Raw genomic sequence first — 24,160 nt, 5'->3', positions numbered from 1 at the left:
CGGCGGTGTCCGCGGCCTTCGACAGCGCCGCCTTCGTCGCGACGCTCCCGACCCTTCCCGGGATCTACAAGTTCTTCAATGCCACCGGCGACCTGATCTACGTCGGCAAGGCGAAGGACCTCAAGAAGCGCGTCTCCACGTACTTCCAGAAGGCGCATCCGAGCCCGCGCACCACGCTGATGGTGGCGCAGATCGGCGCGGCCGAGTTTTCGACCACGCGCACCGAAGCCGACGCGTTGCTGCTCGAGAACAACCTCATCAAGAGCCAGCACCCGCGCTACAACGTCCTGTTCCGCGACGACAAGAGCTACGGGTACATCCTCGTCACCGGCCACAGGTATCCGCAGATCCGCTTCTATCGCGGCGTGCAGCAGAAGGGCAACAGCTACTTCGGTCCCTTCCCGAGCTCGTGGGCCGTGCGCGAGACGATCGGTCACCTGCAGAAGATCTTCCGGCTGCGAACGTGCGATGACTCGGTGTTCTCGCACCGCTCGCGTCCGTGCCTTCTCTATCAGATCCATCGCTGCTCGGGCCCGTGCGTCGGGCTGATCGAGGAGGGCGCGTACAAGCATGACGTCGAGCAGGCCCGCCAGTTCCTCGAGGGCAAGGACGAGGTCGTGACCTCCGACCTCATGCGCAAGATGGATACCGCGGCCGTCGAGCTTCGCTACGAGGATGCGGCGCAGTATCGCGATCGCATCCAGATGCTCCAGCGCATCCGCTCCGGGCAGGCGGTGGAGTCCGCCGGCGCGGGTGACGTCGATATCGTCGCCGCCGTCGAGAGCCAGGGCGTGTGGTGTGTCGCGCTCGCGATGGTGCGGGCGGGCCGGCACCTGGGTGACCGCTGCTTCTTCCCGGTCAACGCGTCGGGCAGCGATGCCGCGAGCGTCGTGGAAGCCTTCCTCACGCAGCACTACGTCCAGCAGCCCGTGCCCGCGCGAATCGTTGCCGATACGCTCGAGCTCGAAGATGCCGCCGCGCTCGAAGAGATGCTCGCCGCGCTTTCGGAGCACGCGGTGAAAGTCATCTCGCGGCCCATCGGCGAATCGCGGCTCTGGGTCGAGACCGCGCGGCACAACGCGGCGATCGCGCTGGCGGCGCGCCTTGCCGCGCAGGCCACGCAGGAAGCGCGCGGCCTCGCGCTCCAGGAATTCATGGGCGCCGACGCCCCGATCGCGCGCATCGAGTGCTTCGACATCAGCCACACCATGGGCGAAGCGCCGATCGCTTCGTGCGTCGTGTACGAGAAGGGCGCGATGCAGACCTCGGAGTACCGCCGCTACAACGTGAAGGATGTGGAGCCGGGCGATGACTATGGCGCGATGCGCTATGCGTTGAACGTTCGCTACCGGCCGCTCGCCGAAGGGCAGGGCAAGGTCCCCGACCTCATCCTCATCGATGGCGGCAAGGGGCAGCTCTCGGCCGCGCGCGGCGTCATGGTCGAGCTGGGACTGTCCGACATCCCGATGATGGGTGTGGCCAAGGGCGAGGAGCGCAAGCCCGGACTCGAGCAGCTCTTCATCGCGGGGGAAGAGGAAGCGCGCCGCCTGCCGCCCGAGCATCCGGCGCTGCACCTCATCCAGCAGATCCGCGACGAGGCGCATCGCTTCGCGATCACCGGCCATCGCGCCAAGCGCGGCAAGGCGCGGCGCGCATCGACCCTCGAGGAAATCGATGCCGTCGGGCCGAAGCGCCGCCAGCAGCTCCTGGCCCACTTTGGCGGCCTGCAGGGGGTGATGGCCGCCGGCGTCGAGGATCTCGCACGCGTGGAAGGCATCAGCCGTAAACTCGCGGAGCGAATCTACAACGCGCTCCACTGACGAACCCGAACCCGTGCAGAAACTGACCCTCCCCGACTTCCTCACCTGGCTGAGGATCGTCGCCATTCCGCTTTTCGTGGCGGTGCTGTATTTCCCGGAGGATTGGCTGACGGTACGCCAGGCGAACGTGGTCTCGATGTGGATCTTCATCGCGGCGGCGGTGACCGACTGGGCCGACGGCTATCTCGCCCGCAAGTGGAACCAGGTCACGCCATTCGGGGCATTCCTCGACCCGGTGGCCGACAAGCTGATGGTAGCCGCGGCGCTGATCGTGCTCGCCGAGAAGGGCCTCGTCGACCCGTTCGCCGCCCTCATCATCATCGGCCGGGAGATCACCATCTCCGCGCTACGCGAATGGATGGCGCAGGTGGGCCAGTCGAAGAACGTCGCGGTCAACATTTTCGGCAAGTTGAAGACCATCGCCCAGCTGGTCGCGATCCCGTTCCTGCTATTCGACGGCGTTCTCTTCGGGCTTTTCCACACCAATCCCGTGGGGCGGGTCCTGATCTGGATCGCGGCCCTCATCACGCTCTGGTCGATGGTGGTCTATCTCAAGGCGGCGCTGCGCCCGAACGTGGGCAGTTGAGCCAAGCCCCGGAAAAGGCTATAATTTCGGTTCGTTTTTTTGCGGCAGTAGCTCAGTTGGTAGAGCGCAACCTTGCCAAGGTTGAGGTCGAGAGTTCGAGACTCTTCTGCCGCTCCAGATGACCCGAAGGGGGAAGGGCATGGCCCTTCCCCCTTTTCTTTGCGACTTTTTCGGCCCCGACCGCGCTGACAACCCGGCGGTGCGCGCGCCGCAGAAAGCGCAAGAACATCCCCAAATCCTTCCGTGATCCCGAGCCCTCGATCGGCGAACCTGTCCGTGTTGTTCCCCCAATCGATCAAGGAGCCAGTCATGAACGTACTCAAGCGAATCGCCGTCGCCGCCGCGCTCGCCGCGGCCGTCCTGTCCACGGGTTGTGCCACGACGGGGGATGTCAACGGCAACGGTGGCTTTGCGGTGCACTCGGACGACGACCTCGGGGTCATGTCGCGCGGGGAGTAACCGCCCAGGGTGTATAATTCTGTGGCGATTTGCTACAGAATTTCCGGGGGAAATCGGCCAGGCCGGTTTCCCCCGCTTCGCTTCAAGAGGCTCCGCTTTCGCGGGGCCGCCACCCCGGGCGGGATGGCAGAGTGGTCATGCAGCGGCCTGCAAAGCCGTGTACGGCGGTTCGATTCCGCCTCCTGCCTCCATCCCTTTTTTGGCGACCATGGGAAAGTCACGCACATGATCCGCCACATCTTCATCGCCCCGCTCAAGGACGCGCCCGCGAAATCCGTCGAGCACGTCGAGGCGCTGGAAGAGCAGGGCCTCGAGGGCGATCGCTACGCCGAGGCGCGCAACCGCAAGACTCCGGATTGCCAGGTCACTTTCATCGAGCTCGAGGAGATCGCCGCGTTCACCGCGCAGACGGGTCTCGCCATGGCGCCGGAGAGTCCCCGCCGCAACATCGTTACCGAAGGCGTACGGCTGAACCCGCTGGTGGGAAAGCGCTTCCGGATTGGTGAGGCCCTGTTGGAAGGGCTGGAGCTGTGCGAGCCGTGCGGCAAGTTCATGCGCAACACGCATCGCGAGGCGCTGAAGTTCTTCGTGCATCGCGGCGGCCTGCGCGCCCGCATCGTGACCGGCGGCCAGCTGCGGGTCGGCGACAAGATCCTCGCCGCGGACGAATGAAAAGAGGGCCGTGACTCGCGTCACGGCCCTCGTCTGCTCGCTGCGGGTACTTAGAACTCGTAGCGGAACGTCACCTGCATGGCCCACTGCGATTCGCCCCGCGCCTGGCGCGTGGTGAAATCGTCGGGGTTACGCACGGAGTAGATGTACTTTCCGCTCGCCGGGTCGATACCCACGAAGTTCACGAACGTGCGGATCTGCCCTCCCTGGCCCATGAACGCCATCTCGTCGATGCGGCCCCACTTCTTGTTGAGCAGGTTGCCGAAGTTGAGGATGTCGAACGAGATCACCGTCTTGTGCGTCGACATGAAGCCCGGGAGCTCCTGCGCGAAGCGGAAGTCGATGTTGTTCGTCCACGGCGAGAACGCGCTGTTGCGCTCCACGACCTTGCCGGTGTTCTCCGACAGCGAGCCGTTGGCGCCGACGATGTCCCAGAAGCGCTGTTCCGTCGACCGGTTGGTCGCGGTGTCGCCCAGGAAGATCACCTCGCCCGAACCGAACTCGCGCGGGACGAACAGCAGGTCGTTGCCGAAGATGCCGTCGCCGTTCGCGTCGTTGGCGTAGGTCCAGCTGTACGGCTTGCCGGTGCGTCCCTCGTAGAAGAACCCGACTCGCGACTTGAAGTTCTTGTAGAACGCCTTCTCCCAGGCGAGCGACGCGTTGAACCGGTCCTTCACCAGGTAGGACGAGTTGCTCGCCTCGTTGGCATTGGGATCGAAGCTCGCGCGTGCCTGCCAGTTGGAGTTGGACACCGACGACGTGAGGCCGCTGGCTTCCGTCTGCTCCGTGTACGTGTACGCGAGGGTCCAGCTGACGTCCTGGAATGCCTTGCCGCTCAAGGCGAGCGTCAGGGCCTGCCCCTTGCCTTCGTCCGTCTTCGTCGCCTGCAGCACGTTGTTGAAGTTCGGGTTGGAGAGCGCACGCGTCCGGTTGTCGATGGCGCAGGCGCCGCCGGTCGTGATGCGCGTTCCCGTCGAGCTCCAGCACGCGGGGTTGTAGGCGGCCGCCGTGTAGAAGAGCGGGCGTCCGTCCGTTCCCGTGCGCGTCGGCGCGCCGAGGTTCAGGTGCTGGTAGTAGATGCCGACATCGGTCTTCGTATACAGGTACTCGACCGTCGCGACCATGTCCCACCAGGGCAGCTTGTGCTCGAAGCCGATGTTGAGCTTCCACACCGCGGGCTGCGCCATGTCGGTACTGAGGAAGTCAACGTTGGCCGCGGGCGCGGAACCGGGGAAGCTGGTGATCTGGTTCGCAGGATCCGCTCGGAAGATGCCGCCGGCCGACGGGCACGCGGCGAAGCCGGAGGTGCCGCAACCGACCACGCGCGTGGCCACGCCGGTGTTCGAGTAGATGTTCGAGAGCCACACCGTTGCCGCCGCGCCCTGGAAGAGGCCGAACCCACCGCGCACCTGCGTCGGACGCTCCATGTCGAGCATGTAGTTGAATCCGAAACGCGGCTGGAACAGGGTCTCGCCGTCGATGGTGTGCGTGTTGTCGAGTCCGAAGCCGCCCGAGTTGCGCGCCGTGACCACGCCGCCGGATGTAGCCGTTCCCGGAACCAACGGGGCCGCCGCTGCGTCGTTCTTGAGCGGGCTCTGCGGCATGCGCGGGTTATCGACGCGCACGCCGAACTGCAGCGTGAGCCTCGGGTCCACCTGCCACGTGTCCTGCAGGGCGAAGCCCTCGTTCTTCACGTGGAATGACGCCACGCCATCGTTGATCGACCCGCCGGCATTGACCGGCACCTGCACCAGGTAGCTCGACGGACGGCCGATGCGGTAGTTCTCGAGGATCGCCGCATCCACCTGTGCCGACGTCGCCGTTCCGCAGTTGATGGTGCCGAAGGTGTAGGTATACGTCGCGCTGCTATTCACGCAGCTGAACGTGTAGTTGCCCTTCGTGTCCTGGAGGAAGGCGTTGTAGATCTTGTTGTCGCTGTACTCGACGATGCCCTTGATCTCGTGGGCGCCCATCACGTACGTGGCGCCGACGAAGAGATCGTTGGTCTTGGTGTCGAGGATGTTGAAGTGGCGGCTGCGTTCCGTGCCCGTGGAGAAGGTCCGGGTCCCGGTGTTCACGCCCGCGGGCGCGTTCGCCGGGACTGCTCCGGAGAAGCTGAACACTTGTTGCGGCAGGCTCGCGAAGTTCTCCGGCTCGCTGTGGTAGTCGCGGCTGGAGAGCCGCACCTCGGTCGAGAGGTTCGGCGTCCAGTCGGCGAACCACTGCCCGACCAGCGTGTCGAGCGTCTTGACCTGGTTCCACAGGTTGGAGCTCGCCGCGACCTGCGTGGCCGAGAAGTTCTGGAAGATCGGCTCCGTCTGCTCGGTGCGGGTGAAGCGCAGGTTGGCGCGATGATGGGCGCTGATGTTCCAGTCCACCTTGGCGAGGTAGTCCTTCACGTTGAGGTCGGCGCCGCTGGCGCTGACCGTGCCGAGGTCGATGCCGTACTGGGAGGTGGCCAGCGCCGTGATGGCGGAAATGGCCGCCGGGGAGATGGCCACGATGCCGCCGTTGGCGCTGCCGATCGGCCCGAAGTCGGGCGCATTGCGCGTGCTCTGCAATTCCTCGTAGCCCACGAAGAAGAACAGCTGGTCCTTGATGATCGGGCCGCCGAGGGTGAAGCCGTAGAGCTTTTCCTCGAACTTCGGCGGGTCGGTGTAGGTTTCGGTGGCGCGGTTGTAGCGCTGGCCCGCCATGCTGTCGTCGCGGTAGACGTAGGTCGCGGTGCCGTGGAACTCGTTGGTACCGGACTTCGTGACGGCGTTGATGTTGCCGCCGGTATAGCCGGTCTGCGTGACGTCGTAGTTCGAGACGTTCACCTGCACCGACTCGATCGCGTCGATCGATACCGGCTGCTTCAACGTCGGCATCGTGTTCGCCTCGAGGCCGAACGTGTCGCTGATGTTCACGCCGTCGATGCTGATCTTGTTGTAGCGCGAGTTCTGGCCGGCCACGGAAATCTCGCCGCGCTCCTTGTCGGTCTGCGACACGCGCGGATCCACGCGGGCGTAGTCCTGGAGGTTGCGTTGCTGCGAGGGGAGGGTCGCGAGCTCGGTCTTGCCGATCTGCGTCGTGGTGCCCATGTTGGAGGCGCTGAACTTGTCGTCCCCGGCGCTGGCCGTCACGGTGATCTTTTCCTGCACGGCCACGCCGACGCGCACGTCGACTTCCTTGGTGTCGGCCAGTTGCAGGTAGACGTTTTCACGCGTCTCGGTGACACCGTCCTTGGTGATGGTGAGCGTGTACGGGCCGCCCACGCGCAGGCCGCGTGCCGAGTAGCGTCCCTCGGCATCCGTGACCAGGTTGGCGACGGAGCCTGAATCGACGTGGCGCACCGTGACCGCGGCGCCCTGGATCGGCTTGCCGTCGACCGTGGTGACCTTGCCGGTTACGGCGGAGGTGGTGGTTTGAGCTTGCGAGGAAATGGATGCGGCGCCGAGTGCCAGCGCTACGCAGATTGCGAGCCTGGACATGCGATGGCTTGTGCGAATTTTCATGGTTCTCCCTTTTTGTGTCTGGATCTGCAACGCAACGGAATGCTCCGCCCTGAGGCGATGGGGCCCCGAAGTGGGGCGGCGAAACTAGGGAGGGCCCGTGGCCTCCGAGAATGCCGGCCTACGAATACCTATTTCGAAGGACACTTTCATGACAATACCCCCAGGTTGTTAGCGATTCGCATGCCAAGTCTTTGCAGGGCTAGCGCGTGCCGAAGATGCGGTCGCCCGCATCGCCCAGCCCCGGCACGATGTAGCCGTGGTCGTTCAATTTTTCGTCGAGTGCGGCCACCGTGACGGTCACGTCGGGATGCCGCTCCAGCATCGCGCGCACGCCCTCGGGGGCGGCGAGCAGGCAGACCAGCTTGATGGACGTCACCCCGTGGTCCTTGAGGCGGTTGATCGCCGCCACGGCCGAGTTTCCCGTGGCGAGCATCGGGTCGCACACGATCACCATGCGCTCGGCGATGTCGGAGGGGACCTTGAAGTAGTACTCGACGGGCTCGAGCGTCGAAGGATCGCGGTAGAGCCCGATGTGGCCCACCTTCGCGGCGGGAAGCAGCTCGAGCATGCCGTCCAACATGCCGTTGCCGGCGCGCAGGATCGAGACCAGGCACTGCTGCTTGCCGGCGATCATCGGCGAGCGGAACGTGGCGATCGGCGTGCGAACCTCCACCAGCTCGGTGGGCAGGTCGCGCGTCACTTCGTAGGCGAGCATCTGGCCCACCTCGCGCACGAAGCGCCGGAAGCGCTCGGTGTTCGTCGTCTCATCGCGCATCTGCGTGAGCTTGTGCTGGATCAGCGGATGCAGGATGACCCGCAGGTTCGGGAACTCGTGCTTCATCATCGTGCCCTCGCTTTTCAAAATACGGTCCCGTCGCTCGTCACGTTCACGGGCGGCGTTGCGCCTGCGCGCCGTTCGCCTGCCACCTTGCGTCCTGCCGCCCACGTGCCGCCTTCGAGCATGCGGGCGAGCGGAAATGCCGCGGCTTCCACGCCCAGCGCTTCGCGCACCAGGGGCGCGAGGCGATCGAGCCCCACCACCGTGAGCGCGCGCCATTCGACGACCGCCGGCTCGCCGACTTCCAGCGGCCGTTGGTGAAACGTCGGATCCTTCGCCTGGACGAGGCCCAGGTCGAGCAGCAGGCCGCCATTGCGGTACTCGGGCAAGCCGGTCAGCGAATCGAGGCCGGTGACTTCCAGTCCGCCATCGGCGAGCGGTTCGAGCAGCGAGTAGGCGAGCCATTGGGTCAGCTTGTGGAACGGCACGAAGCCGCCCACCGCCGCGGGATGGGGCCAGCAATCGCCGAGGGCCACGCCATCGAGCACGGTGCGCCCCGGCCACATCGGCCCGAGGGCCTGCAGCAGGGTGGCGAGGATGTCTTCGGCGGTTATGCGCCCACCGACCGCACGCGCCTTCCAGTAGTCGAGCAGATTGCCCAGGCGCGCGGGCGTGCCGAAGAAGACAGGCTGCACGCTCATGAGCTGACCGAGGCGCGACAGCAGCGCGGCGCGGCCTTCAAGCCCGACGAGCGGATTGTCCGCAGTGACCTGGAAGGCGTGCGCGATGTCCGCGGGGCGCAGGGCCTCGAGGGCAGCGGCATCGCTGCGCAGCGGCTGGCCGGCATGCGACGAGAGCTTCCCGCTCGCAAACAAGCCGAGGCTCGCGACACCGAGGCCCTCGGAGCGCGTGAGGGTGCGATCGGCCTCGCGGAATTTCCAGGCGGCACCGGCGCCCGCATCCAGCAGCACACTCGGGATCACGAGGTCGATGGCGGCTCGCGCGCGTTCCTCGGCACGGGCCGGGCCGGCGAGATCGTGGCGCGCGACGAGCGCGCTCCAGCGGTCCACGCCCGCGGCTTCGAAGTGGCGCCAGCGGCTGTGCACCGGCACGCGGAGATCCGGATAGCGCTCGCGGATCACGTCCACCACATACGCGGCCACCGCGGGCAATCGCTCCTCGTGCCACGTGAAGTGCGGCGAGCGGCCCGCCATCACTTCACGCGCCACTTCGCCGCAATGGGCGCGCACCGCACCGGCAGTGAGCAGGCGCGCGGCGGAGGAGGGTTGAGTGGCGTTCACGGGTTTATTTGTCCAGGCTCATTCGTCGAGCGCACGGCCTTTGGGCAGCGTGAGATCTTCGGCGGCGGGCATGTCGCTGGTGAAATAGCCCGCGGCCTTCTTCGCATCCATCTCGACGCGCGCATCCATCGGAATCAATCCATCGGGGATCGGCACGCGCTCCACGACCTCGATGCCGGCTTCCACGAGCGCGCCGTGCTTCATGTCGCTCATCGAGGCCCAGCGGTCGATGCGCGTGATGCCCAGCCAATGAAAGACATCGGGCATCAACTGCTGGAAGCGCATGTCCTGCACGCCCGCGACGCACTCGGTGCGCGCGAAGTAGGTTTCGGCGCGGTCGCCGCCCGGCTGGCGCTTCCTCGCGTTGTAGACCAGGAACTTGGTGACTTCGCCCAGCGCGCGGCCTTCCTTGCGGTTGTAGACCACGAGGCCTACGCCGCCTTGTTGCGCTTCCTCGATGCACACCTCGATGCCGTGCGCGAGGTACGGGCGGCAGGTGCAGATGTCGGAGCCGAAGACGTCCGAGCCATTGCACTCGTCGTGCAGGCGGCAGGCCACGCGCGTGCCGGGCTTGCCCAGTTTCGCGACGTCGCCGAAGAAGTAGAGCGTCATGCCGCCGATCGGAGGCAGGAACACTTTCAGGTCGGGCCGCGTGACGAGCTCGGGGAACATGCCCGCGGTCTGCTCGAACAGCGCACGGCGCAGGCTCGATTCCTTGACCTCGAAGCGGTTCGCGATGCCCGGCAGGTACCAGACCGGATCGATGGCCGCCTTGGTCACGCGCACGTCGCCGTTGTCCGAGAGGATGTTCCCGTCCGGCTGGAGCCGGCCCGCGGCGATCGCGTCCTTCAGCTCGGGCATGTTGATGTGGGCCTTCGTGACGGCGATCGTCGGGCGCGCGTCGATGCCCGCGGCGATGTGCTCGGCGAAGACGCTGGCCACCAGGTGGCCCCACGGGTCGAGCGACACGATCTTGTCCGGGTCCGCCCACTGCGGATGGGGACCGATCGGTTCGGCGGGCGCCGTGTTGGTGAGGTCGGGGCGATGGTCGCGTTGCAGGGCGCCCGAGGCCACGGCGAGCGCGCGATAGACCGCGTAGGCGCCGGCGTGCGAGCCAATCGCATTCCTCTGGCCCACGTCCGTGAGGCTCGCGATGACCGGTCCGCGCTCCGCCGCCGTGGGCTTGCCCCAGTGGATGTCGTGCAGCCGGGCCTGTCCCTGCGCCCCGGGATGCGAGGAGAGGACGATGTGGTCGGAGGATTGGCGGGTCATGGTCGTTTCACTTCACGCGGTTGATGCGCGTATTCGGCGGAGGAGAGCGGTCGCCGGCACCGAGCCAGGCAAGCAGCGCGTCGAGATCCTGGCCGCCGCCCAGCTGCTCGGTGCCGTCCTTGATCGCGGCGAAGCCGTCGCCGCCCTCGGCGAGGAAGCTGTTCACGGTGACGCGGTACTTGCGCTCGGACTCGACCGGCTGTCCCGCGAAGCGCATGTCCGACACGCGCGTGCCGGGTGCGGCATTGTCGGTCCAGGTGTAGGTGAAGCCCTCGGAGGGCTGCAGGAAACGCGGCTCGCCGCTGGCGCCCGGCTTCTGGGACTCGAGCATCGCCTTCAGCTGCGCGCCCGTGAGGCTCATCACCACGAGGCTGTTGCCGAAGGGCTGCATCGTGAACGACTGGCCGAACGTGACGGTGCACGGTGGAGAGGTGCACTCGAAGTTCGCGCGCACGCCACCCGGGTTCATGAAGGCGGCCAGCGAGCCAAGGGCCTTCGTGGCGGCGAGCTGCGCGTCGGCAATGAGGCGGCCGGCCGCGCTGTCGTTTTCGAAGCTGCGAATGATCGGCGCGGTCACGCGGCCCACGGGCCGGTTGGCCTTGGGTGCGACGGCGGTCACGTATTGCGCGACCTTCGCGGCGATCGCGGCATCGGGCTTCGCGTCGCGCAGCACCGCGTTGAACGGCGCGGGAGTCGCGGCGACGAGCTTCTCGCGCTGCGCGGCTTCGGTGCGCTCGTTGAGCACCGGGAGGTTGTAGCTGCGCACCGGGGGCAGCATCGCCCGGGTGCTGCGGTCGAGCTCCACGTCCACCACCGAGATGCCGCGCCCGTACGAGGTGCCCTGGATCAGGAGGCGTCCCCCGATCTCGCAGCGGTAGCCCTGGTGCGTGTGGCCCGAAAAGATCACGCGAATCTCGGGGGCGAGGCGCTGGGCGATGCCGAGCAACGGTCCGTGCGCGTTGGGGCAGGTCGTGTCGTTCCACTCGCCGCGGTTCGCCTGCGTGCCGAGCTCGATGCCTTCGTGGAACACCGCCACCATCGCGCGCACGCCCTTGGCGCGCAGCTCGTCGGCCGCGCGGTTGACCGCATCGGCCTCGTCCTGGAACGTGAGTCCCACGATGCCCGACGGCAACACCATCTGCGGCGTGGTCTTCGTCACCGCGCCGATGAAGCCGACCTTGATGCCGTCGAACTCCTTGATCAGGTAGGGCGCGATCGGGTAGTTGCCCTTCGCGTCCACCACGTTGGCGCCGAGGTACTTGAATTTCGCACCGGCATACGGCGAGGTCCCGCAGCTCACGACGATGTCGTCGGGCTTCGTCGGCGCGCAGCCGCCCTTGATGATGCGCTGCAGCTCCGGCATGCCCGCGTCGAACTCGTGGTTGCCCACCGTGCTCGCGTCCAGGCCGATCTCGCCCAGGATCTCGATCGTGGTCTCGTGCTTGAACAGCGTCGAGGGCAGGGGAGACGCACCGATCAGGTCGCCGCCGGCCAGCATGAAGCTGTAGGGAGCGCCCGCGCGCAGCGAGCGCACGAGGCCGGCGAGGTTGGCCGCACCACCGGCGTTCACGCGGATCTCCGGCGAACCCTTGGCAGCCGTGGGGTCCTGGAGGAACAGGAGGTTGTTGCCCGCTTCCAGGTGCCCGTGGAAATCGTTGATGCCGATGAGGCGTACCGGCACGGGGTCGAGCTGCGCGGCGAAAGCGGTGAATACGCCGAAGGACAACGCGGCGGCGAGGGTGGTGATGCGAATCGTCTTCATGCCTTGGTTCCCTGCGCCAGTTCGGCTGCGGTGGCGTTCCATTCCCAGCGCTTCTGTCCTTCCGTGTTGCGAATCGCGATCGTGAGCGCGCGTTCCGTACGCGGCCCCGTGACCGTGATGAGCGCGAAGTTGCGTTCCGAGAGCAGCGTGCCGGGCACGAGGTCGGGATTGCTCCTCTCGGGGTCGCGGACCGTGGAAAGGCCCGACGTGAGCGGGGACGTGGTGATCTCGTTCAGGGGATAGAGCCCGGTGCGCTGGATCCGATGTTGGGTCGCGAAGTGGCGGTCGCCCGACAGGAAGATCACGCCGGGGATCTTGCGTTCCTCGAGGAAGCGCAGGAAGTCGGCCTGCTCGGCGGGGTACTTCACCCAGCACTCCGCGGTGCTCACCTTGTTGAAGAACTGGCTGCCGCCCGCGATGATCTTGAACGGCGCGCGCGATGCCGTGAGGGCGGCCTTCAGCCACAGCATCTGCTTCGGGCCGTACATCACCTTGTCGGTCGCGCCCTGCGGCCAGCCTTCCGGATAGCGATAGGAGCGGTCGTCGAGCATGAAGATGTCCACGTCGCCCTGGAGGATCTTGCCGTAGAGCCCGTCGGCGGGCGGCGAATACGGCATCGGCCAGTAGCGCAGGAACATCTCGTGCGTCCAGCCCGCGCCGGAGTACGAGAAGTCGCTGTTGTCCGGGCCGAAATCATGGTCGTCCCAGATCGCGACGTGGGGCGTGGCGGTCCACAGCTTCTGCATCGTCGGATGCGAGCGGTAGAAGCGATAGCGGCGGTTGATGCCCTCGCGGCTCGTGTAGTCGGCTTCGCGCGTGTAGATGTTGTCGCCGAGCCAGAGCATGAGGTCGGGCGAGAGCTTCGCGATGTTGTCGAAGATCTCCTCGCCGCCGCCGTAGGGCTTGCCGGGCCGGTCGTACTTGAAATCGTTCATGTACGCGCACGAGCCGGCGACGATGCGCACGGTCGGTGGATCGGTGCGCCACTGCCAGAGCACCTGCGTCTTGAACGTGCCGCGCGCGAGGACGGCTTTCGCCTTGGTCGAGCGCACCGTGTAGTTGTAGCGCTCGCCCGGTTCGAGGCCCGCGACGACGAGCGTCTCGGTGAAATCGGTGCGTGCGTCGAGTTGCACGGCGAGCGTGCTCACGGGTTTGGCCGTGGCGTTGTCGCCCAGGCGCACGTCGATTTCCAGCGAATCGGCGCGCGTTCCTTGCAGCCAGAGGTTGATGCTCAGGTGGTCGGCGAATCCATGCACCACGCGCAGCGGCGGCGGTGCGGCGGGTTGCGCGAGAGCCGGCAGCGACGGCGCGGCGGCAGCGACCAAGGCGAGATCGCTCGCGGCGAAGAGCGCGCGGCGGCGCGAAGGATTCTGCGGACGCTCGGAAGCGGGAGGAAGGTCGGGTCGGCTCATGGGTTCGGGGCGGCGCTCGCGCGCTCGATCAGGACGGGTGGGACGGACGGTTGTACGTCGCCCACGTGAATGATTCGTGTCAGCCGCGCCAGTGCGGCATCTGCGTGCGCTTCGGTGGCGGCGTGGACGACGGCGAGCACGCTGCCGCTTTCCACGCGATCGCCCGGGGCCGCGACCTGCGTGAAGCCCACGCGCGGATCGATCGCGTCGCCGGCGCCGCGCCGGCCGCCGCCCAGTTCGATGACCGCGAGGCCCATTTCACGCGTGGCGATGCTTTGCACGTACCCGGCGGAAGCGGCGTGGAACGTGCGCTGCACGGGTGCGGCAGGAAGATGGCGCTCGGCATGCTCGACGAAATCCGCCGGGCCTCCGAGTGCCGTCACCATGCGCGAGAAGCGCTCGAGCGCGGCCCCACTGGCCAGTGCTTGCCGCACGCGAACGCGCGCAGCTTCCATGTCGGGAGCGAGCTTGCCCATCACGAGCAGCTCGGCCGACAGCGTTTCGGTTACCTCGCCGAAGCGCGGGTCGCATTCCTTGCCCTGCAGATAGCGCACGGCTTCCAGCGTTTCCACGGCATTGCCGCAGGAGCGGCCCAGCACCTGGTTCATGTCGGTGATCCAGGCCGTGCAGGCGAGTCCGGCGCCGGCGGCGACGCGCGCGATGCTGCGGGCCAGCGCCTGCGCGAAGGCGAGATCGTGCGCGAAGGCGCCGTTGCCCACCTTCACGTCGAGCACCAGCGCGTCGAGCCCCGCGGCGAGCTTCTTCGAGAGGATGCTCGCGCTGATGAGCGGGATGGATTCCACGGTGGAGGTCACGTCGCGGATTGCATAGAGGCGGCGGTCCGCGGGGGCCACCTCGGACGAGGCGCCGACGATCGCGCAGCCCGCGGCGCGCAGGACGGATTCCAGTTCATCGCGCGTGACGATCGCGCGGTAGCCCGGGATCGCTTCCAGCTTGTCCAGCGTGCCGCCGGTGTGGCCGAGGCCGCGTCCCGAGATCATCGGCACGACGCCCCCGCAGGCCGCGACGATGGGTGCGAGTGCCAGGCTCACCTTGTCGCCGACGCCGCCGGTCGAATGCTTGTCCACGATCGGCGCGTCGAAGCGCCCCTTCCAGTCGAGCACGACGCCCGAGCGCGTCATGGCGTCGGTGAGGTCGGTGGTCTCGCGGTCGCTGAGGCCGCGCATGAAGATCGCCATCGCCATCGCGCCGACCTGCGCATCGTTCCAGCTGCCGTCGGCCAGGCCGCGCACGAACGCGTCGATGCGCGCGCGGTCGAGCGCGTGCCCATCGCGCTTGTGGCGGATGAGCTCCTGCGCGAGCGTCACGGTCGCGTCGGGCATGGTCAGGTCACTCACCGTAGGGAACCCAGACGTTCTTCACGTGCGTCGCGGCGCGCAGGAACTCGCGCCCTTCGCCCGCATCGCGGTCGAGCCAGTCGCGCGCGTCCCACGAGGCCCACGTGCGCTTCATGTTGCCGGCCGAGGCGAGTTCGATGGCCTTCGCTCCGGCTTGCGTGCCGCAGTACCAGACGGCATCCACGTCGTCGTGCTCGGCGAGCACCTTGGCCAATGCGTCGCGCTCGCCGGTCACGATGTTGACCACGCCCGCGGGGACATCGGAGGTCTCGAGCACCGAGTAGAGGTCGGTCGCGGCCAGCGGGGAGAACTGCGAGGGAATCACGATCGTCGTGTTGCCCATCGCGATCGCGGGTGCGACGAGCGATACGAGGCCTAGCAGCGGGTGATGGTCGTCGCACGCGAGGCCGATCACGCCGATGGGTTCGTTCATGGCGATGGCCACGCCGCGGATCGGCACGCTGTGCACGGCGCCGTCGTACTTGTCCGCCCACGCGCCGTAGGTGAAGAGCCGCGCGATGGAAGCGTCAACCTCTTGCTTTGCGCGCTTGCGGCCGCATTCGGTCATCGCGTCGATGCGCGCTGCGAATTCGCTGGAACGCGCGGAAAGGTTCTCGGCGATGTAGTAGAGAATCTGCGCGCGGTTGTGACCCGTGGCGCGGCCCCAGCCCTTCGCCGCATGCGCCGCTTCGACGGCATTGCGCAGGTCCTTGCGGTTGCCTTCGGGCGATTCACCCACGGCCGCGCCCGAGGGGCTCGTGATGCGCCGCGTGTACGCGCCGTCGGGGCGCGCCTGCTTGCCGCCGATGAAGAGCTTGGGCGTGCGGTCGATGTCGGGCATCTCCGTCACGGCCGCAGCGGGACTCGCCGCCGCCTTCGCTTCCGCGGCCTTCGCGACACGCGCGGGCTTGGAGCTTCTCTTCACGTACTCCCACATGCCTTCGCGTCCGCCCTCGCGGCCGAAGCCCGATTCGCGGTAACCGCCGAAGCCGGCCGCGGCGTCGAAGAGGTTGGTGGAGTTGACCCAGACCACGCCGGCCTTGATCTTCGGCGCGATGTCGAGCGCGAGGTTGATGCTCTCCGTCCACACGCTCGCGGCGAGGCCGAAGGGCGTGTTGTTCGCAAGCGCCACCGATTCTTCGGGTGTGCGGAAGGTCATCGCCACCAGCACGGGTCCGAAGATCTCGATCTGCGCGATGGTGGAGGAGGGTTGCACGCCGGTGAACAGCGTCGGCGGGAAGAACGAACCTTCGGTGGGGCAGGCCCAGCTGGGCTGCCACATCGTCGCGCCTTCATCCACGCCCTGTTGCACGAGGCCACGGATGCGCTCGAGCTGCACCGGCGCCACGATGGCACCCATGTCGATCGCCTTGTCGAGCGGCGAACCCATGCGCAGCTTTTCCATGCGCGCGCGCAGCTTGGCGATGAGGCGCTCGGCGACGCCTTCCTGCACCAGCAGCCGCGATCCCGCGCAGCACACCTGGCCCTGGTTGAACCAGATCGCATCCACGACGCCTTCGACGACGCTGTCGAGATCCGCGTCCTCGTAGACGATGAACGGGCTCTTGCCGCCGAGCTCCAGCGAAAGCTTCTTGCCCGAGCCCGCGGTGGCCTTGCGGATGATGCGGCCCACTTCGGTGGAGCCGGTGAAGGCGATCTTGTCGACGTCCGGGTGATCCACGATCGCGGCACCCGTTTCGCCGTGCCCGTTCACGATGTTGACTACGCCCGCGGGCAGGCGCGCCTCGCGCACGATCTCGGCGAAGGCGAGCGCGGAGAGCGGCGTGAATTCGGCGGGCTTGAGCACGACCGTGTTGCCGCCCGCGAGCGCCGGCGCGATCTTCCACGCGAGCATCAGCAGCGGGAAATTCCAGGGAATGATCTGGCCCACGACGCCGATGGCTTCATGGCCCGCGAATTCGGTATCGAGCAGCTGCGCCCAGCCGGCGTGATGGTAGAAGTGGCGCGCGACGAGCGGGACATCGATGTCGCGCGTCTCGCGAACCGACTTGCCGTTGTCCATCGATTCGAGCACCGCGAGCAGGCGCGAATGCTTCTGCACGCCGCGCGCGAGCGCGTAGAGGTAGCGTGCGCGGGCGTGCGGTGCGAGTGCCTTCCATGCGGGGAGCGCGGCACGCGCCGCAGCGACCGCCGCATCCACGTCGGCCTTCGAGCCGTCGCGGACTTTCGCGAGCAGCTTGCCGGTGGACGGATCGTTCACGTCGAACGTGGTGCCCGGCTCGGTGAAGGCGCCGCCGATGAAATGCCCGAAGCTTCCGCCGTGCTGCGCGAGCCACGCCAGCGCCTCCTTGTTGCTTTCGGGCGCCGGCCCGTATTCCATCGACTCGAAGATCTCTGCGACTTTGGCCATGGCAATCAGGGCATCGGGTGGCGATGCGCTGCCGAGTAGCGTTGCGTGGTGAAGTGCTCCAGTTGCCGCTCGATGTCGGTGAGCAGCGCGGAGGCCCCGAAGCGGAAGAGGTCGGCGCGCAGCCAGCGGTCGCCCAGCTCTTCCTTCATGAGGTACAGGAATTCGAGCGCGGTCTTGGCGGTGCGGATGCCGCCCGCGGGCTTGAAGCCCACCGCGTATCCGGTCTGCTCGAAGTACTCGCGGATCATCCGGCACATGACGAGGCCGAACGGGATCGTCGCGTTGACGCCTTCCTTGCCCGTCGAGGTCTTGATGAAATCGGACCCGGCCTGCATCGCGACCATGCTGGCGCGTGCGACGTTGCCCAGCGTGGCAAGTTCGCCCGTGGCGAGGATGGCCTTCATGTGCGCTTCGCCGCAGGCTTCGCGGAACTGCTTCACTTCGTCGTAGAGCGCTTCCCAGTTACCCGTGAGCACGTGGGCGCGGGTGATGACGATGTCGATTTCCTGTGCACCCGCCGCCACACTCGCGCGGATCTCTTCGATGCGCTGCGCAACGGGCGAGAGTCCCGCGGGGAATCCTGTCGAGACCGCAGCGACCGGAATGCCGGAACCTTCGAGTGCGGCGACCGCCGTGGGGACCAGTGCGTGGTAGACGCAGACGGCGCCGACCTTGATGTCGAGCTTCCCGACGCCGAGTGCTTCCACCAGGTCGGAGCGCAGCGGATTGCGCGCCTTCGCGCACAGTCGCTGCACGTTGCCCGGCGTGTCGTCACCCGACAGCGTGGTGAGGTCCATCAGCGTGATGGCGCGCAACAGCCACGCGGCCTGCCATTCCTTCTTCACCGTGCGGCGCGTGCCCATCGTCGACGCGCGACGCTCGACAGCACTTCGGTTCACGCGCAGCGCGCGCACGACATCGAGGTCGAGCGGCATGCCCGGGTTGCGATCGACCGGGCCCGCGGGAACGGGGCGCGGTGCCACCAGCGTGAGGTTGGGCTTCGCGGTCATGGGGCGATCTCCTTGATGATGTCGGCCAGGAGACGGCTCGCCGTCGCGGTCACGCGCCCGGCCTGCTCGAGCGTGTGCGCGTGGCTGAGGTTCTCCTCCGACATTCCGGCGGCCATGTTGGTCATGAGCGAGATGGCGAGGACCTTCATCCCGGCGCGGCGCGCGAGGATCGTTTCGGGCACGGTGCTCATGCCGACGGCATCGGCGCCGAACTGCTTGAACATGCGGATCTCGGCCACGGTCTCGAACTGAGGACCGAGGCACCACAGGTACACGCCCTGGTGCAGCTCGATCCCCTGGCGGTGGGCGACGGCGAGCGCGGTTTCGCGCAGCCCGCGGTCGTAGGCATCGACCATGTCCACGAACCGGTCGGGGCCGCTCTCGCCCACGAGCGGCGAGCGCTGGGGCAGGTTGATGTGATCGCTGAGGGCCATGAGGCTGCCGGGCGCCATGCGCGCATCCAGGCTGCCAGCGGCGTTGGTGAGGACGAGGGCCTTGCAGCCGAGCTCGCGCAGTGCCAGCAGCGGCACCTTCATCGCCTTCACGTCGCCGTCCTCGTAGGCGTGCTTGCGGCCGCACAACACAGCGACCTCGCGCGTCCCGATGCGACCCAGCAGCACTTCGCCCGCGTGCCCCGCAACGCCCGCATGCGGAAAGCCGTCCAGTTCGGTGTACGGCACATGGAGCGCATCTTCGACATGCGCCGCGAGCCCGCCCCAGCCGGAGCCGAGGACGACCGCAACCTGCGGCTTCGCGCGCGGCGCGCGATCGCGCAGCGTCTCGACGGCAGTCCTGAGCACAGTGCTCATGCGAGGTTCTCCGGGCCGAAGCTGGCAGGCAGCAGCTCGCCCAACGTGAATTGTGCGCGCACGCGCTCGAGGTCGGCGACCAGCACGGGCGTGGCATCGGACGCGAATTCGCGCAGGCGCTGGCGGCATCCTCCGCACGGCGTGACCAGATGCTCGCCTTCGCCGACGACGAGCAGGCCCCGAACCGAGCGGCCGCCTTCGCGCACCATCGTCGCGATGGCGAGCGCCTCCGCGCACATGCCCAGCGGATAGGCCGCGTTCTCCACGTTGCAGCCCGCGTGGATGCGGCCGGATTCATCGAGCACCGCGGCACCGACGCGGAAACGCGAGTAGGGCGCGTGCGCCCGCGCTTGCGCGGCGCGCGCCGCCGTGTGCAGCTGTTCCACTTGCTGGGTCGTGAGCGCCGTCATCTCAATGCTCTTTCACGTAGGGGCGGCCCAGCGCGGCGGGTGCCACGTTGCGTCCGATGAAAGCCGCGAGCAACACGACCGTGAGCAGGTAGGGCAGGGCCTGGATCGCCTGCACCGGCAGCTCGCCCAGGTGCGGGAGCTTCACGCCTTGCAGGCGTACGGCGATGGTGTCGAGGAAACCGAAGAGCAGGCACGCGGCGAGCGCGGGCACCGGCTTCCAGCGGCCAAAGATCATCGCGGCAAGCGCCATGTAGCCGCGGCCGGCGGTCATGTTGGGGCTGAACGCCGCGCTCTGCGCCAGCACCAGGTACGCACCGGCGAGCCCGCACAGCACGCCGTTCAGCGTGAGGGCGAGGTAGCGCAGCCGCGACACGGAGAGGCCGGCCGCATCGACCATGTTCGGGTTCTCGCCCACGGCGCGAAGGCGCAGGCCCAGGCGCGTGCGATAGAGGAAGAACGAGACGCCGGCCACGAGGAGGAGCGCGACGTACACGAGCGCGTTGTGCGCGAACAATCCCTCGCCCACCACCGGGCCCAGGGTCGCGCTCGCTTCGGGCCAGAGCGGACGCAGGCGCACGCCGTCACCCAGCGGCGGCGTTTGCCCGCCCTGCTGGAACCAGGCGATCGCGAGCACCGCGGTGAGGCCGTACGCGATGATGTTGAGCGCCATGCCCGAGACCACCTGGTCGCCGCGGTGGCTGACGGTTGCGAAGCCATGCAGCCACGACATCAGCACGGCGACGCCGCACCCAGCGAGGAGGGCCACGACGGTCGACCCGAAGAGGCTGCCCGTGGCGGCCGCGGCGAACGCGGCGAAAAGCATCTTGCCCTCGAGGCCCAGGTCGATCACGCCCGAGCGTTCCGCCAGCACGCCGGCCAGGGCGCACAGGATGAGCGGTGTGGCCACGCGCAGCGTGGAGGCGAGGAGCGTGCCGGCGAGGATCGCATCCATCACGTAGCCCCGCGCTTTGCGACCGCGGGGATCGCGTGGAGCAAGCGGGAGAGGTATGGCGCGAGCACATAGGCCATCGCGCCGGAGAAGAGGATCACGAAGCCCTGCAGCGTGACCACCATGTCGCGGGTGAACTGGGGCATCTCGAAGCCGACTTCGGCGCCGCCCTGGAAGAGCGCGCCGAAGAGCAGGCTCGCGAGCAGGATGCCGACGGGGTGGTTCCTGCCCATCAACGCGACCGCGATGCCGGTGAAGCCCGCGCCCGCGACGAAGTCGAGCAGCAGGCGGCGGTTCACGCCCGCGATCTCATTCACGCCGACCAGGCCCGCGAGTGCGCCCGAGATGCCCATCGCGATCAGGATCTGGTGCGCGGGCGGAATGCCCGCATATTCGGCGGCGCCCGCGCTCGCGCCCACGGTGCGCAGGCGGTAGCCCGCGCGGGTGCGCCACAGGTACGCGTACACGAGCACGGCTGCCACGAGCGCCAGCAGGAAGCTCAGGTTCAGCGGCGACGACGGCCACTCGATGCCAAACCACGCGAACACTTCCTGCGCATTGGGCAGCGATGCCGAAGGCGCGAACGGCGCGCTCTCCACCGCCATGCTGCCCGGCGCCTTCAGCACGTTCACGAGCAGATAGACCAGCAGCGTGTAGGCGAGGAAGTTGAACATGATCGTGGTGATCACGATGTGGCTGCCGCGATAGGCCTGCAGGTACGCGGGGATCAACGCCCAGGCCGCGCCGAACGCCGCCGCGGCGAGCACCATGACGGGCAGCATCACGGCGGCCGGAAGGTGCGCTCCGAGCCACAGCGCCACGAGGCCCGCTCCCAGTCCACCGAGCGTGGCTTGCCCTTCGGCCCCGATGTTGAAGAGCCCGCCGTGCGCGGCCACCGCGACCGCAAGGCCGGTGAAGATGAACGTGGTCGTGTAGTAGAGCGTGTACGAGAAACCGCGCAGCGTGCCGAAGGCGCCCTTGGCCATCAGCGAGAGGACTTCGCGCGGGTCCTGTCCGACCAATGCCATCACGGCACCCGCGATGAGCAGCGCCGCGGCCAGGTTCACGAGGGGCAGCAGGACGACATCGGCCCAGCGGGGGAGTGCCGGCGCGCTCATGCGAGGGCCTCGGCCTTCGGCGCTTCGGTGTGGGCCATGAGCAGGCCCAGCTCGGCTTCGGTGCACGCCTCGACGGCGCGCTCGCCGGTGATGCGCCCCGAATTCATCACGACCACGCGGTCGGCAAGGGCCAGGATCTCGTCGAGCTCCGACGAGACGAGCAGGATGGCGCAGCCGGCCTCGCGCATCTGGCGCAGCTGGCCGTGGATGAATTCGATCGCGCCGATGTCCACGCCGCGGGTGGGCTGGCCCACGATCAGCACGCGGGGCGCCTGGCCCAGCTCGCGCGCGAGCACGAGCTTCTGCTGGTTGCCCCCGGAGAAGTTCCCGCTGGCGAGCTCGGGCGCGCGCGGGCGCACGTCGAAGCGCTCCATCATCGCGCGCGTGTCTTCGCGCATGCGCCGCCGGCGCAGGAACCCGCCGCCGCTGTAGCAGAGCAATCCCTCGTAGCCGAGGATTCCCGACTCCCACGCGGCGAAGTCGAGCACCATCGCGCGCGCGTGCCGGTCCTCGGGAACGTGCGCGAGGTGCAGGCGGCGTGCCGTGCGGGGCGTGAGCCAGCGCGTGGGGGCGAAGGTTTCGCCGGCGAGGCGCACGCTGCCGGCCTGCGGGACGCGCAGGCCCGAGAGCACTTCGAGCAATTCGCTCTGGCCGTTGCCCGAGACACCCGCCACGCCGACGATCTGCCCGGCGCGCAGCGCGAGGTCGAGGCCATGCAGGCGCGTGACGCCCATGGCATCGACGACCTTCAGGCCGCTCGCCTCGAGCACGACTTCGCCGGGGACCGCGCCCTGGGCGACCGGCCGGCCGATGTTCACCTTGCGGCCCACCATCGATTCGGCGAGCTGCGCGGGGCTGGTATCGCCGATGCTGCATTCGTGCACGACGCGCCCGCCGCGCATCACGGTGACGCGATCGGCGAGCCGCATCACTTCGTCGAGCTTGTGCGTGATGAGGATGATCGTCGTGCCCTGGGAGCGCAGCGCGGAAAGCACGCCGAAGAGGTGCTGCGCCTCCTGGGGCGTGAGCACCGCGGTGGGCTCGTCGAGGATCAACACCTTCGCGCCGCGGAAGAGGACCTTCAGGATCTCGAGGCGCTGGCGGTCGCCGACAGGCAGGTCGCCCACGCGCGCATCGAGGTCCACGCGCAGGCCCGTGGATTCCATCAGCGTCTGCAGGCGCGGCCGGACCATGCGCTCGGCGCGCGCGAGCAGCGCGTGCGGCTCGGCGCCCAGCATCACGTTCTCGAGCGCGGTGAGCGAATCGACCAGCATGAAGTGCTGGTGGACCATCCCCAGGCCCATGGCGATCGCGTCGTGCGTGCTGCGAAGCTGCGCAGGCTTGCCGAAGACCTCGATCGTTCCCGCGTCGGGCGAATGCAGGCCATAGAGCAGCGACATGAGCGTGCTCTTGCCCGCGCCGTTCTCGCCCACGAGCGCATGTACGGTTCCTGACGCGACTTCGAGCGTGACGTCGTCGTTGGCCAGCACCGGGCCGAAGCGCTTGCGAATGCCTGCCATGCGCACCGCGAGCGGCGGGGCGGGGGTGGGGTGGGCGGCGTGGTCGTTCATGCGCCGCGCGCCGGGCCGGTGGATTCGCGAACGATGAGGCGCGGGGCGACGACCGTCTCGCCGGCCCGCTTGGTGCGGCCCGCAAGGCGGTCGATGAGGACCATGGCCGCGGTCTCGCCCATGTTGCGGATGGGAACCCCGACGGTGGTGAGTGCGGGCGAGGTGAAGGCGCCCATTTCGATTCCATCGAAGCCGACCACCGAGAGCGCGCGCGGCACGGCCCAACCTGCTTCGGCCGCGGCGCGCAGGGCGCCGAAGGCGAGCATGTCGTTGGAGGCGAAGATGGCGGTGATCTCGCCTTGCGCCAGGAGCTTGCGGGCCATCTCGTGACCCGACGGCGCGAGGAAGTCGCCTTCCAGCAGCCAGTCTGCTCGGGGCTCGACGCCCGCGCCCTGCAGCGCGAGGCGCCACCCGGCGGCGCGCGCGCGGCTCACCTCGAATGCGGAGGGGCCGGAGATGTGGGCGATGCGACGGTGCCCGAGCTCGAGCAGGTGCTCCATCGCCAGGCGCGCGCCCGCGGCGTGGTCGATCGCGATGTGGTCGACGCGCGCGTTGGGCACCGGCCGGTCGACGATGGCGGTGGGCAGCTTGGTGGCGGCGATGCGCCGCGCGAGCGTCGTGGCGGGTCCCGCGGGTGTCGCGAGAATGACCCCGTCGACGCGGCGGCCGAGCAACGTGTCGAACGAGCGGCCCTGGCGGTCGCGGTCGTCGTCGCCGTTGCACAGGAACACCGAGTAGTTGTTGCGCTCGCATGCATCCTCGATGCCGCGCACGAGCTCCGAGAAGAACGGGTTGATGATGTTGGGCACGATGACGCCGAGGATTCGCGTCTGCGAAGTCTTCAGCGCGCGCGCCACGGCGCTGGGGAAGTAGCCGAGATCGGCGATCGCGCGCTCGACGCGCGTGCGCGCCGCATCGCTCACCGGCCGCGTCCGGTTCACCACGTGCGAGACGGTGGTGAACGAGACGCCCGCTCGCGCGGCCACTTGCTTGATCGTGCTCATG

19 protein-coding genes and 2 tRNA genes are annotated in these 24,160 nt (G+C 68.0%); 6 read left to right on the top strand and 15 right to left on the bottom strand.

The window, feature by feature from the left end:
* Positions 1 to 5: 5 nt before the first annotated feature.
* From uvrC to DSM104440_RS10700, 6 genes are all read left to right on the top strand, one after another.
* Positions 6 to 1,820 (top strand): excinuclease ABC subunit UvrC, encoded by a 1,815-nt coding sequence (uvrC, locus tag DSM104440_RS10725; protein ID WP_212758035.1) that lies wholly within the window; start codon positions 6 to 8, stop codon positions 1,818 to 1,820.
* A gap of 13 nt (positions 1,821 to 1,833) precedes the next feature.
* Complete coding sequence (gene pgsA, locus DSM104440_RS10720) at positions 1,834 to 2,406, top strand: CDP-diacylglycerol--glycerol-3-phosphate 3-phosphatidyltransferase (RefSeq protein ID WP_171162448.1); 573 nt, start codon at positions 1,834 to 1,836, stop codon at positions 2,404 to 2,406.
* A gap of 41 nt (positions 2,407 to 2,447) precedes the next feature.
* A tRNA-Gly gene (locus DSM104440_RS10715) sits at positions 2,448 to 2,523 on the top strand.
* Between the two features lie 192 nt (positions 2,524 to 2,715).
* Positions 2,716 to 2,865, top strand: a complete 150-nt coding sequence (locus DSM104440_RS10710) for a hypothetical protein (protein ID WP_171162446.1) — start codon at positions 2,716 to 2,718, stop codon at positions 2,863 to 2,865.
* Positions 2,866 to 2,982: 117 nt separating this feature from the next.
* Positions 2,983 to 3,056 (top strand) — tRNA-Cys (locus tag DSM104440_RS10705).
* Between the two features lie 34 nt (positions 3,057 to 3,090).
* Positions 3,091 to 3,537 (top strand): MOSC domain-containing protein, encoded by a 447-nt coding sequence (locus DSM104440_RS10700; RefSeq protein ID WP_171162444.1) that lies wholly within the window; start codon positions 3,091 to 3,093, stop codon positions 3,535 to 3,537.
* A gap of 50 nt (positions 3,538 to 3,587) precedes the next feature.
* Here the strand turns inward: DSM104440_RS10700 and DSM104440_RS10695 are convergent, their stop codons facing one another.
* From DSM104440_RS10695 to DSM104440_RS10625, 15 genes are all read right to left on the bottom strand, one after another.
* Positions 3,588 to 7,034, bottom strand: coding sequence for a TonB-dependent receptor (locus DSM104440_RS10695; protein ID WP_171162442.1), 3,447 nt, complete (start codon positions 7,032 to 7,034; stop codon positions 3,588 to 3,590).
* Between the two features lie 199 nt (positions 7,035 to 7,233).
* Positions 7,234 to 7,878 carry a uracil phosphoribosyltransferase gene (upp, locus tag DSM104440_RS10690; protein ID WP_343034048.1) on the bottom strand — a complete coding sequence of 215 codons (645 nt, stop codon included), beginning with the start codon at positions 7,876 to 7,878 and terminating at the stop codon, positions 7,234 to 7,236.
* A 14-nt stretch (positions 7,879 to 7,892) separates the two neighbouring features.
* The gene (locus DSM104440_RS10685; RefSeq protein WP_171162440.1) at positions 7,893 to 9,113 is read right to left on the bottom strand and encodes a DUF1688 family protein; all 1,221 of its coding nucleotides are present in this window, start codon (positions 9,111 to 9,113) and stop codon (positions 7,893 to 7,895) included.
* Positions 9,114 to 9,131: 18 nt separating this feature from the next.
* Positions 9,132 to 10,385: a GTP cyclohydrolase II gene (locus tag DSM104440_RS10680; protein ID WP_171162438.1), complete on the bottom strand. Its 1,254-nt coding sequence runs from the start codon at positions 10,383 to 10,385 to the stop codon at positions 9,132 to 9,134.
* Between the two features lie 7 nt (positions 10,386 to 10,392).
* Positions 10,393 to 12,147, bottom strand: coding sequence for a bifunctional metallophosphatase/5'-nucleotidase (locus DSM104440_RS10675; protein WP_171162437.1), 1,755 nt, complete (start codon positions 12,145 to 12,147; stop codon positions 10,393 to 10,395).
* A complete protein-coding gene (locus tag DSM104440_RS10670; protein WP_171162434.1) occupies positions 12,144 to 13,559 on the bottom strand; it encodes an alkaline phosphatase D family protein in 1,416 nt (471 codons plus the stop codon). Before DSM104440_RS10670 ends, DSM104440_RS10675 begins: the two co-directional genes overlap by 4 nt.
* A complete protein-coding gene (gene deoA / locus DSM104440_RS10665; RefSeq protein WP_212758034.1) occupies positions 13,556 to 14,917 on the bottom strand; it encodes a thymidine phosphorylase in 1,362 nt (453 codons plus the stop codon). Before deoA ends, DSM104440_RS10670 begins: the two co-directional genes overlap by 4 nt.
* Complete coding sequence (locus DSM104440_RS10660) at positions 14,910 to 17,288, bottom strand: aldehyde dehydrogenase family protein (RefSeq protein WP_171162430.1); 2,379 nt, start codon at positions 17,286 to 17,288, stop codon at positions 14,910 to 14,912. The genes deoA and DSM104440_RS10660 overlap by 8 nt, the downstream gene beginning before the upstream one ends.
* A gap of 5 nt (positions 17,289 to 17,293) precedes the next feature.
* On the bottom strand, positions 17,294 to 18,298 hold the full coding sequence (gene deoC / locus DSM104440_RS10655; RefSeq protein ID WP_171162428.1) for a deoxyribose-phosphate aldolase: 1,005 nt from the start codon (positions 18,296 to 18,298) through the stop codon (positions 17,294 to 17,296).
* The gene (locus DSM104440_RS10650) at positions 18,295 to 19,107 is read right to left on the bottom strand and encodes a purine-nucleoside phosphorylase (protein WP_171162426.1); all 813 of its coding nucleotides are present in this window, start codon (positions 19,105 to 19,107) and stop codon (positions 18,295 to 18,297) included. Before DSM104440_RS10650 ends, deoC begins: the two co-directional genes overlap by 4 nt.
* The gene (locus DSM104440_RS10645; protein ID WP_171162424.1) at positions 19,104 to 19,517 is read right to left on the bottom strand and encodes a cytidine deaminase; all 414 of its coding nucleotides are present in this window, start codon (positions 19,515 to 19,517) and stop codon (positions 19,104 to 19,106) included. The genes DSM104440_RS10650 and DSM104440_RS10645 overlap by 4 nt, the downstream gene beginning before the upstream one ends.
* A 1-nt stretch (position 19,518) precedes the next feature.
* Complete coding sequence (locus tag DSM104440_RS10640) at positions 19,519 to 20,469, bottom strand: ABC transporter permease (RefSeq protein ID WP_171162422.1); 951 nt, start codon at positions 20,467 to 20,469, stop codon at positions 19,519 to 19,521.
* Positions 20,469 to 21,584 carry an ABC transporter permease gene (locus tag DSM104440_RS10635; RefSeq protein ID WP_171162421.1) on the bottom strand — a complete coding sequence of 372 codons (1,116 nt, stop codon included), beginning with the start codon at positions 21,582 to 21,584 and terminating at the stop codon, positions 20,469 to 20,471. The genes DSM104440_RS10640 and DSM104440_RS10635 overlap by 1 nt, the downstream gene beginning before the upstream one ends.
* Positions 21,581 to 23,155, bottom strand: coding sequence for an ABC transporter ATP-binding protein (locus DSM104440_RS10630; RefSeq protein WP_171162420.1), 1,575 nt, complete (start codon positions 23,153 to 23,155; stop codon positions 21,581 to 21,583). Before DSM104440_RS10630 ends, DSM104440_RS10635 begins: the two co-directional genes overlap by 4 nt.
* Positions 23,152 to 24,159 carry a LacI family DNA-binding transcriptional regulator gene (locus tag DSM104440_RS10625; protein ID WP_171162419.1) on the bottom strand — a complete coding sequence of 336 codons (1,008 nt, stop codon included), beginning with the start codon at positions 24,157 to 24,159 and terminating at the stop codon, positions 23,152 to 23,154. The genes DSM104440_RS10630 and DSM104440_RS10625 overlap by 4 nt, the downstream gene beginning before the upstream one ends.
* Position 24,160: the final 1 nt, after the last annotated feature.

The sequence above is a fragment of the Usitatibacter palustris genome (genome assembly GCF_013003985.1).
In the GTDB taxonomy this organism is placed as follows: Bacteria; Pseudomonadota; Gammaproteobacteria; order Burkholderiales; family Usitatibacteraceae; genus Usitatibacter; species Usitatibacter palustris.
The sequence above is the reverse complement of the archived record's forward strand: the minus strand, read 5'-3'. Positions and strand labels throughout refer to the sequence as shown.

Bases quoted from the DNA above. Each gene is read 5' to 3' on its own strand.
- upp (WP_343034048.1), bottom strand. From the start codon at position 7,878: ATGATGAAGCACGAGTTCCCGAACCTGCGGGTCATCCTGCATCCGCTG.
- DSM104440_RS10635 (WP_171162421.1), bottom strand. From the start codon at position 21,584: ATGAGCGCGCCGGCACTCCCCCGCTGGGCCGATGTCGTCCTGCTGCCC.
- DSM104440_RS10680 (WP_171162438.1), bottom strand. From the start codon at position 10,385: ATGACCCGCCAATCCTCCGACCACATCGTCCTCTCCTCGCATCCCGGG.
- DSM104440_RS10710 (WP_171162446.1), top strand. From the start codon at position 2,716: ATGAACGTACTCAAGCGAATCGCCGTCGCCGCCGCGCTCGCCGCGGCC.
- DSM104440_RS10640 (WP_171162422.1), bottom strand. From the start codon at position 20,469: ATGGATGCGATCCTCGCCGGCACGCTCCTCGCCTCCACGCTGCGCGTG.
- DSM104440_RS10645 (WP_171162424.1), bottom strand. From the start codon at position 19,517: ATGACGGCGCTCACGACCCAGCAAGTGGAACAGCTGCACACGGCGGCG.
- DSM104440_RS10695 (WP_171162442.1), bottom strand. From the start codon at position 7,034: ATGAAAATTCGCACAAGCCATCGCATGTCCAGGCTCGCAATCTGCGTA.
- DSM104440_RS10700 (WP_171162444.1), top strand. From the start codon at position 3,091: ATGATCCGCCACATCTTCATCGCCCCGCTCAAGGACGCGCCCGCGAAA.
- DSM104440_RS10625 (WP_171162419.1), bottom strand. From the start codon at position 24,159: ATGAGCACGATCAAGCAAGTGGCCGCGCGAGCGGGCGTCTCGTTCACC.
- DSM104440_RS10650 (WP_171162426.1), bottom strand. From the start codon at position 19,107: ATGAGCACTGTGCTCAGGACTGCCGTCGAGACGCTGCGCGATCGCGCG.
- DSM104440_RS10660 (WP_171162430.1), bottom strand. From the start codon at position 17,288: ATGGCCAAAGTCGCAGAGATCTTCGAGTCGATGGAATACGGGCCGGCG.
- DSM104440_RS10675 (WP_171162437.1), bottom strand. From the start codon at position 12,147: ATGAAGACGATTCGCATCACCACCCTCGCCGCCGCGTTGTCCTTCGGC.
- DSM104440_RS10670 (WP_171162434.1), bottom strand. From the start codon at position 13,559: ATGAGCCGACCCGACCTTCCTCCCGCTTCCGAGCGTCCGCAGAATCCT.
- DSM104440_RS10630 (WP_171162420.1), bottom strand. From the start codon at position 23,155: ATGAACGACCACGCCGCCCACCCCACCCCCGCCCCGCCGCTCGCGGTG.
- deoC (WP_171162428.1), bottom strand. From the start codon at position 18,298: ATGACCGCGAAGCCCAACCTCACGCTGGTGGCACCGCGCCCCGTTCCC.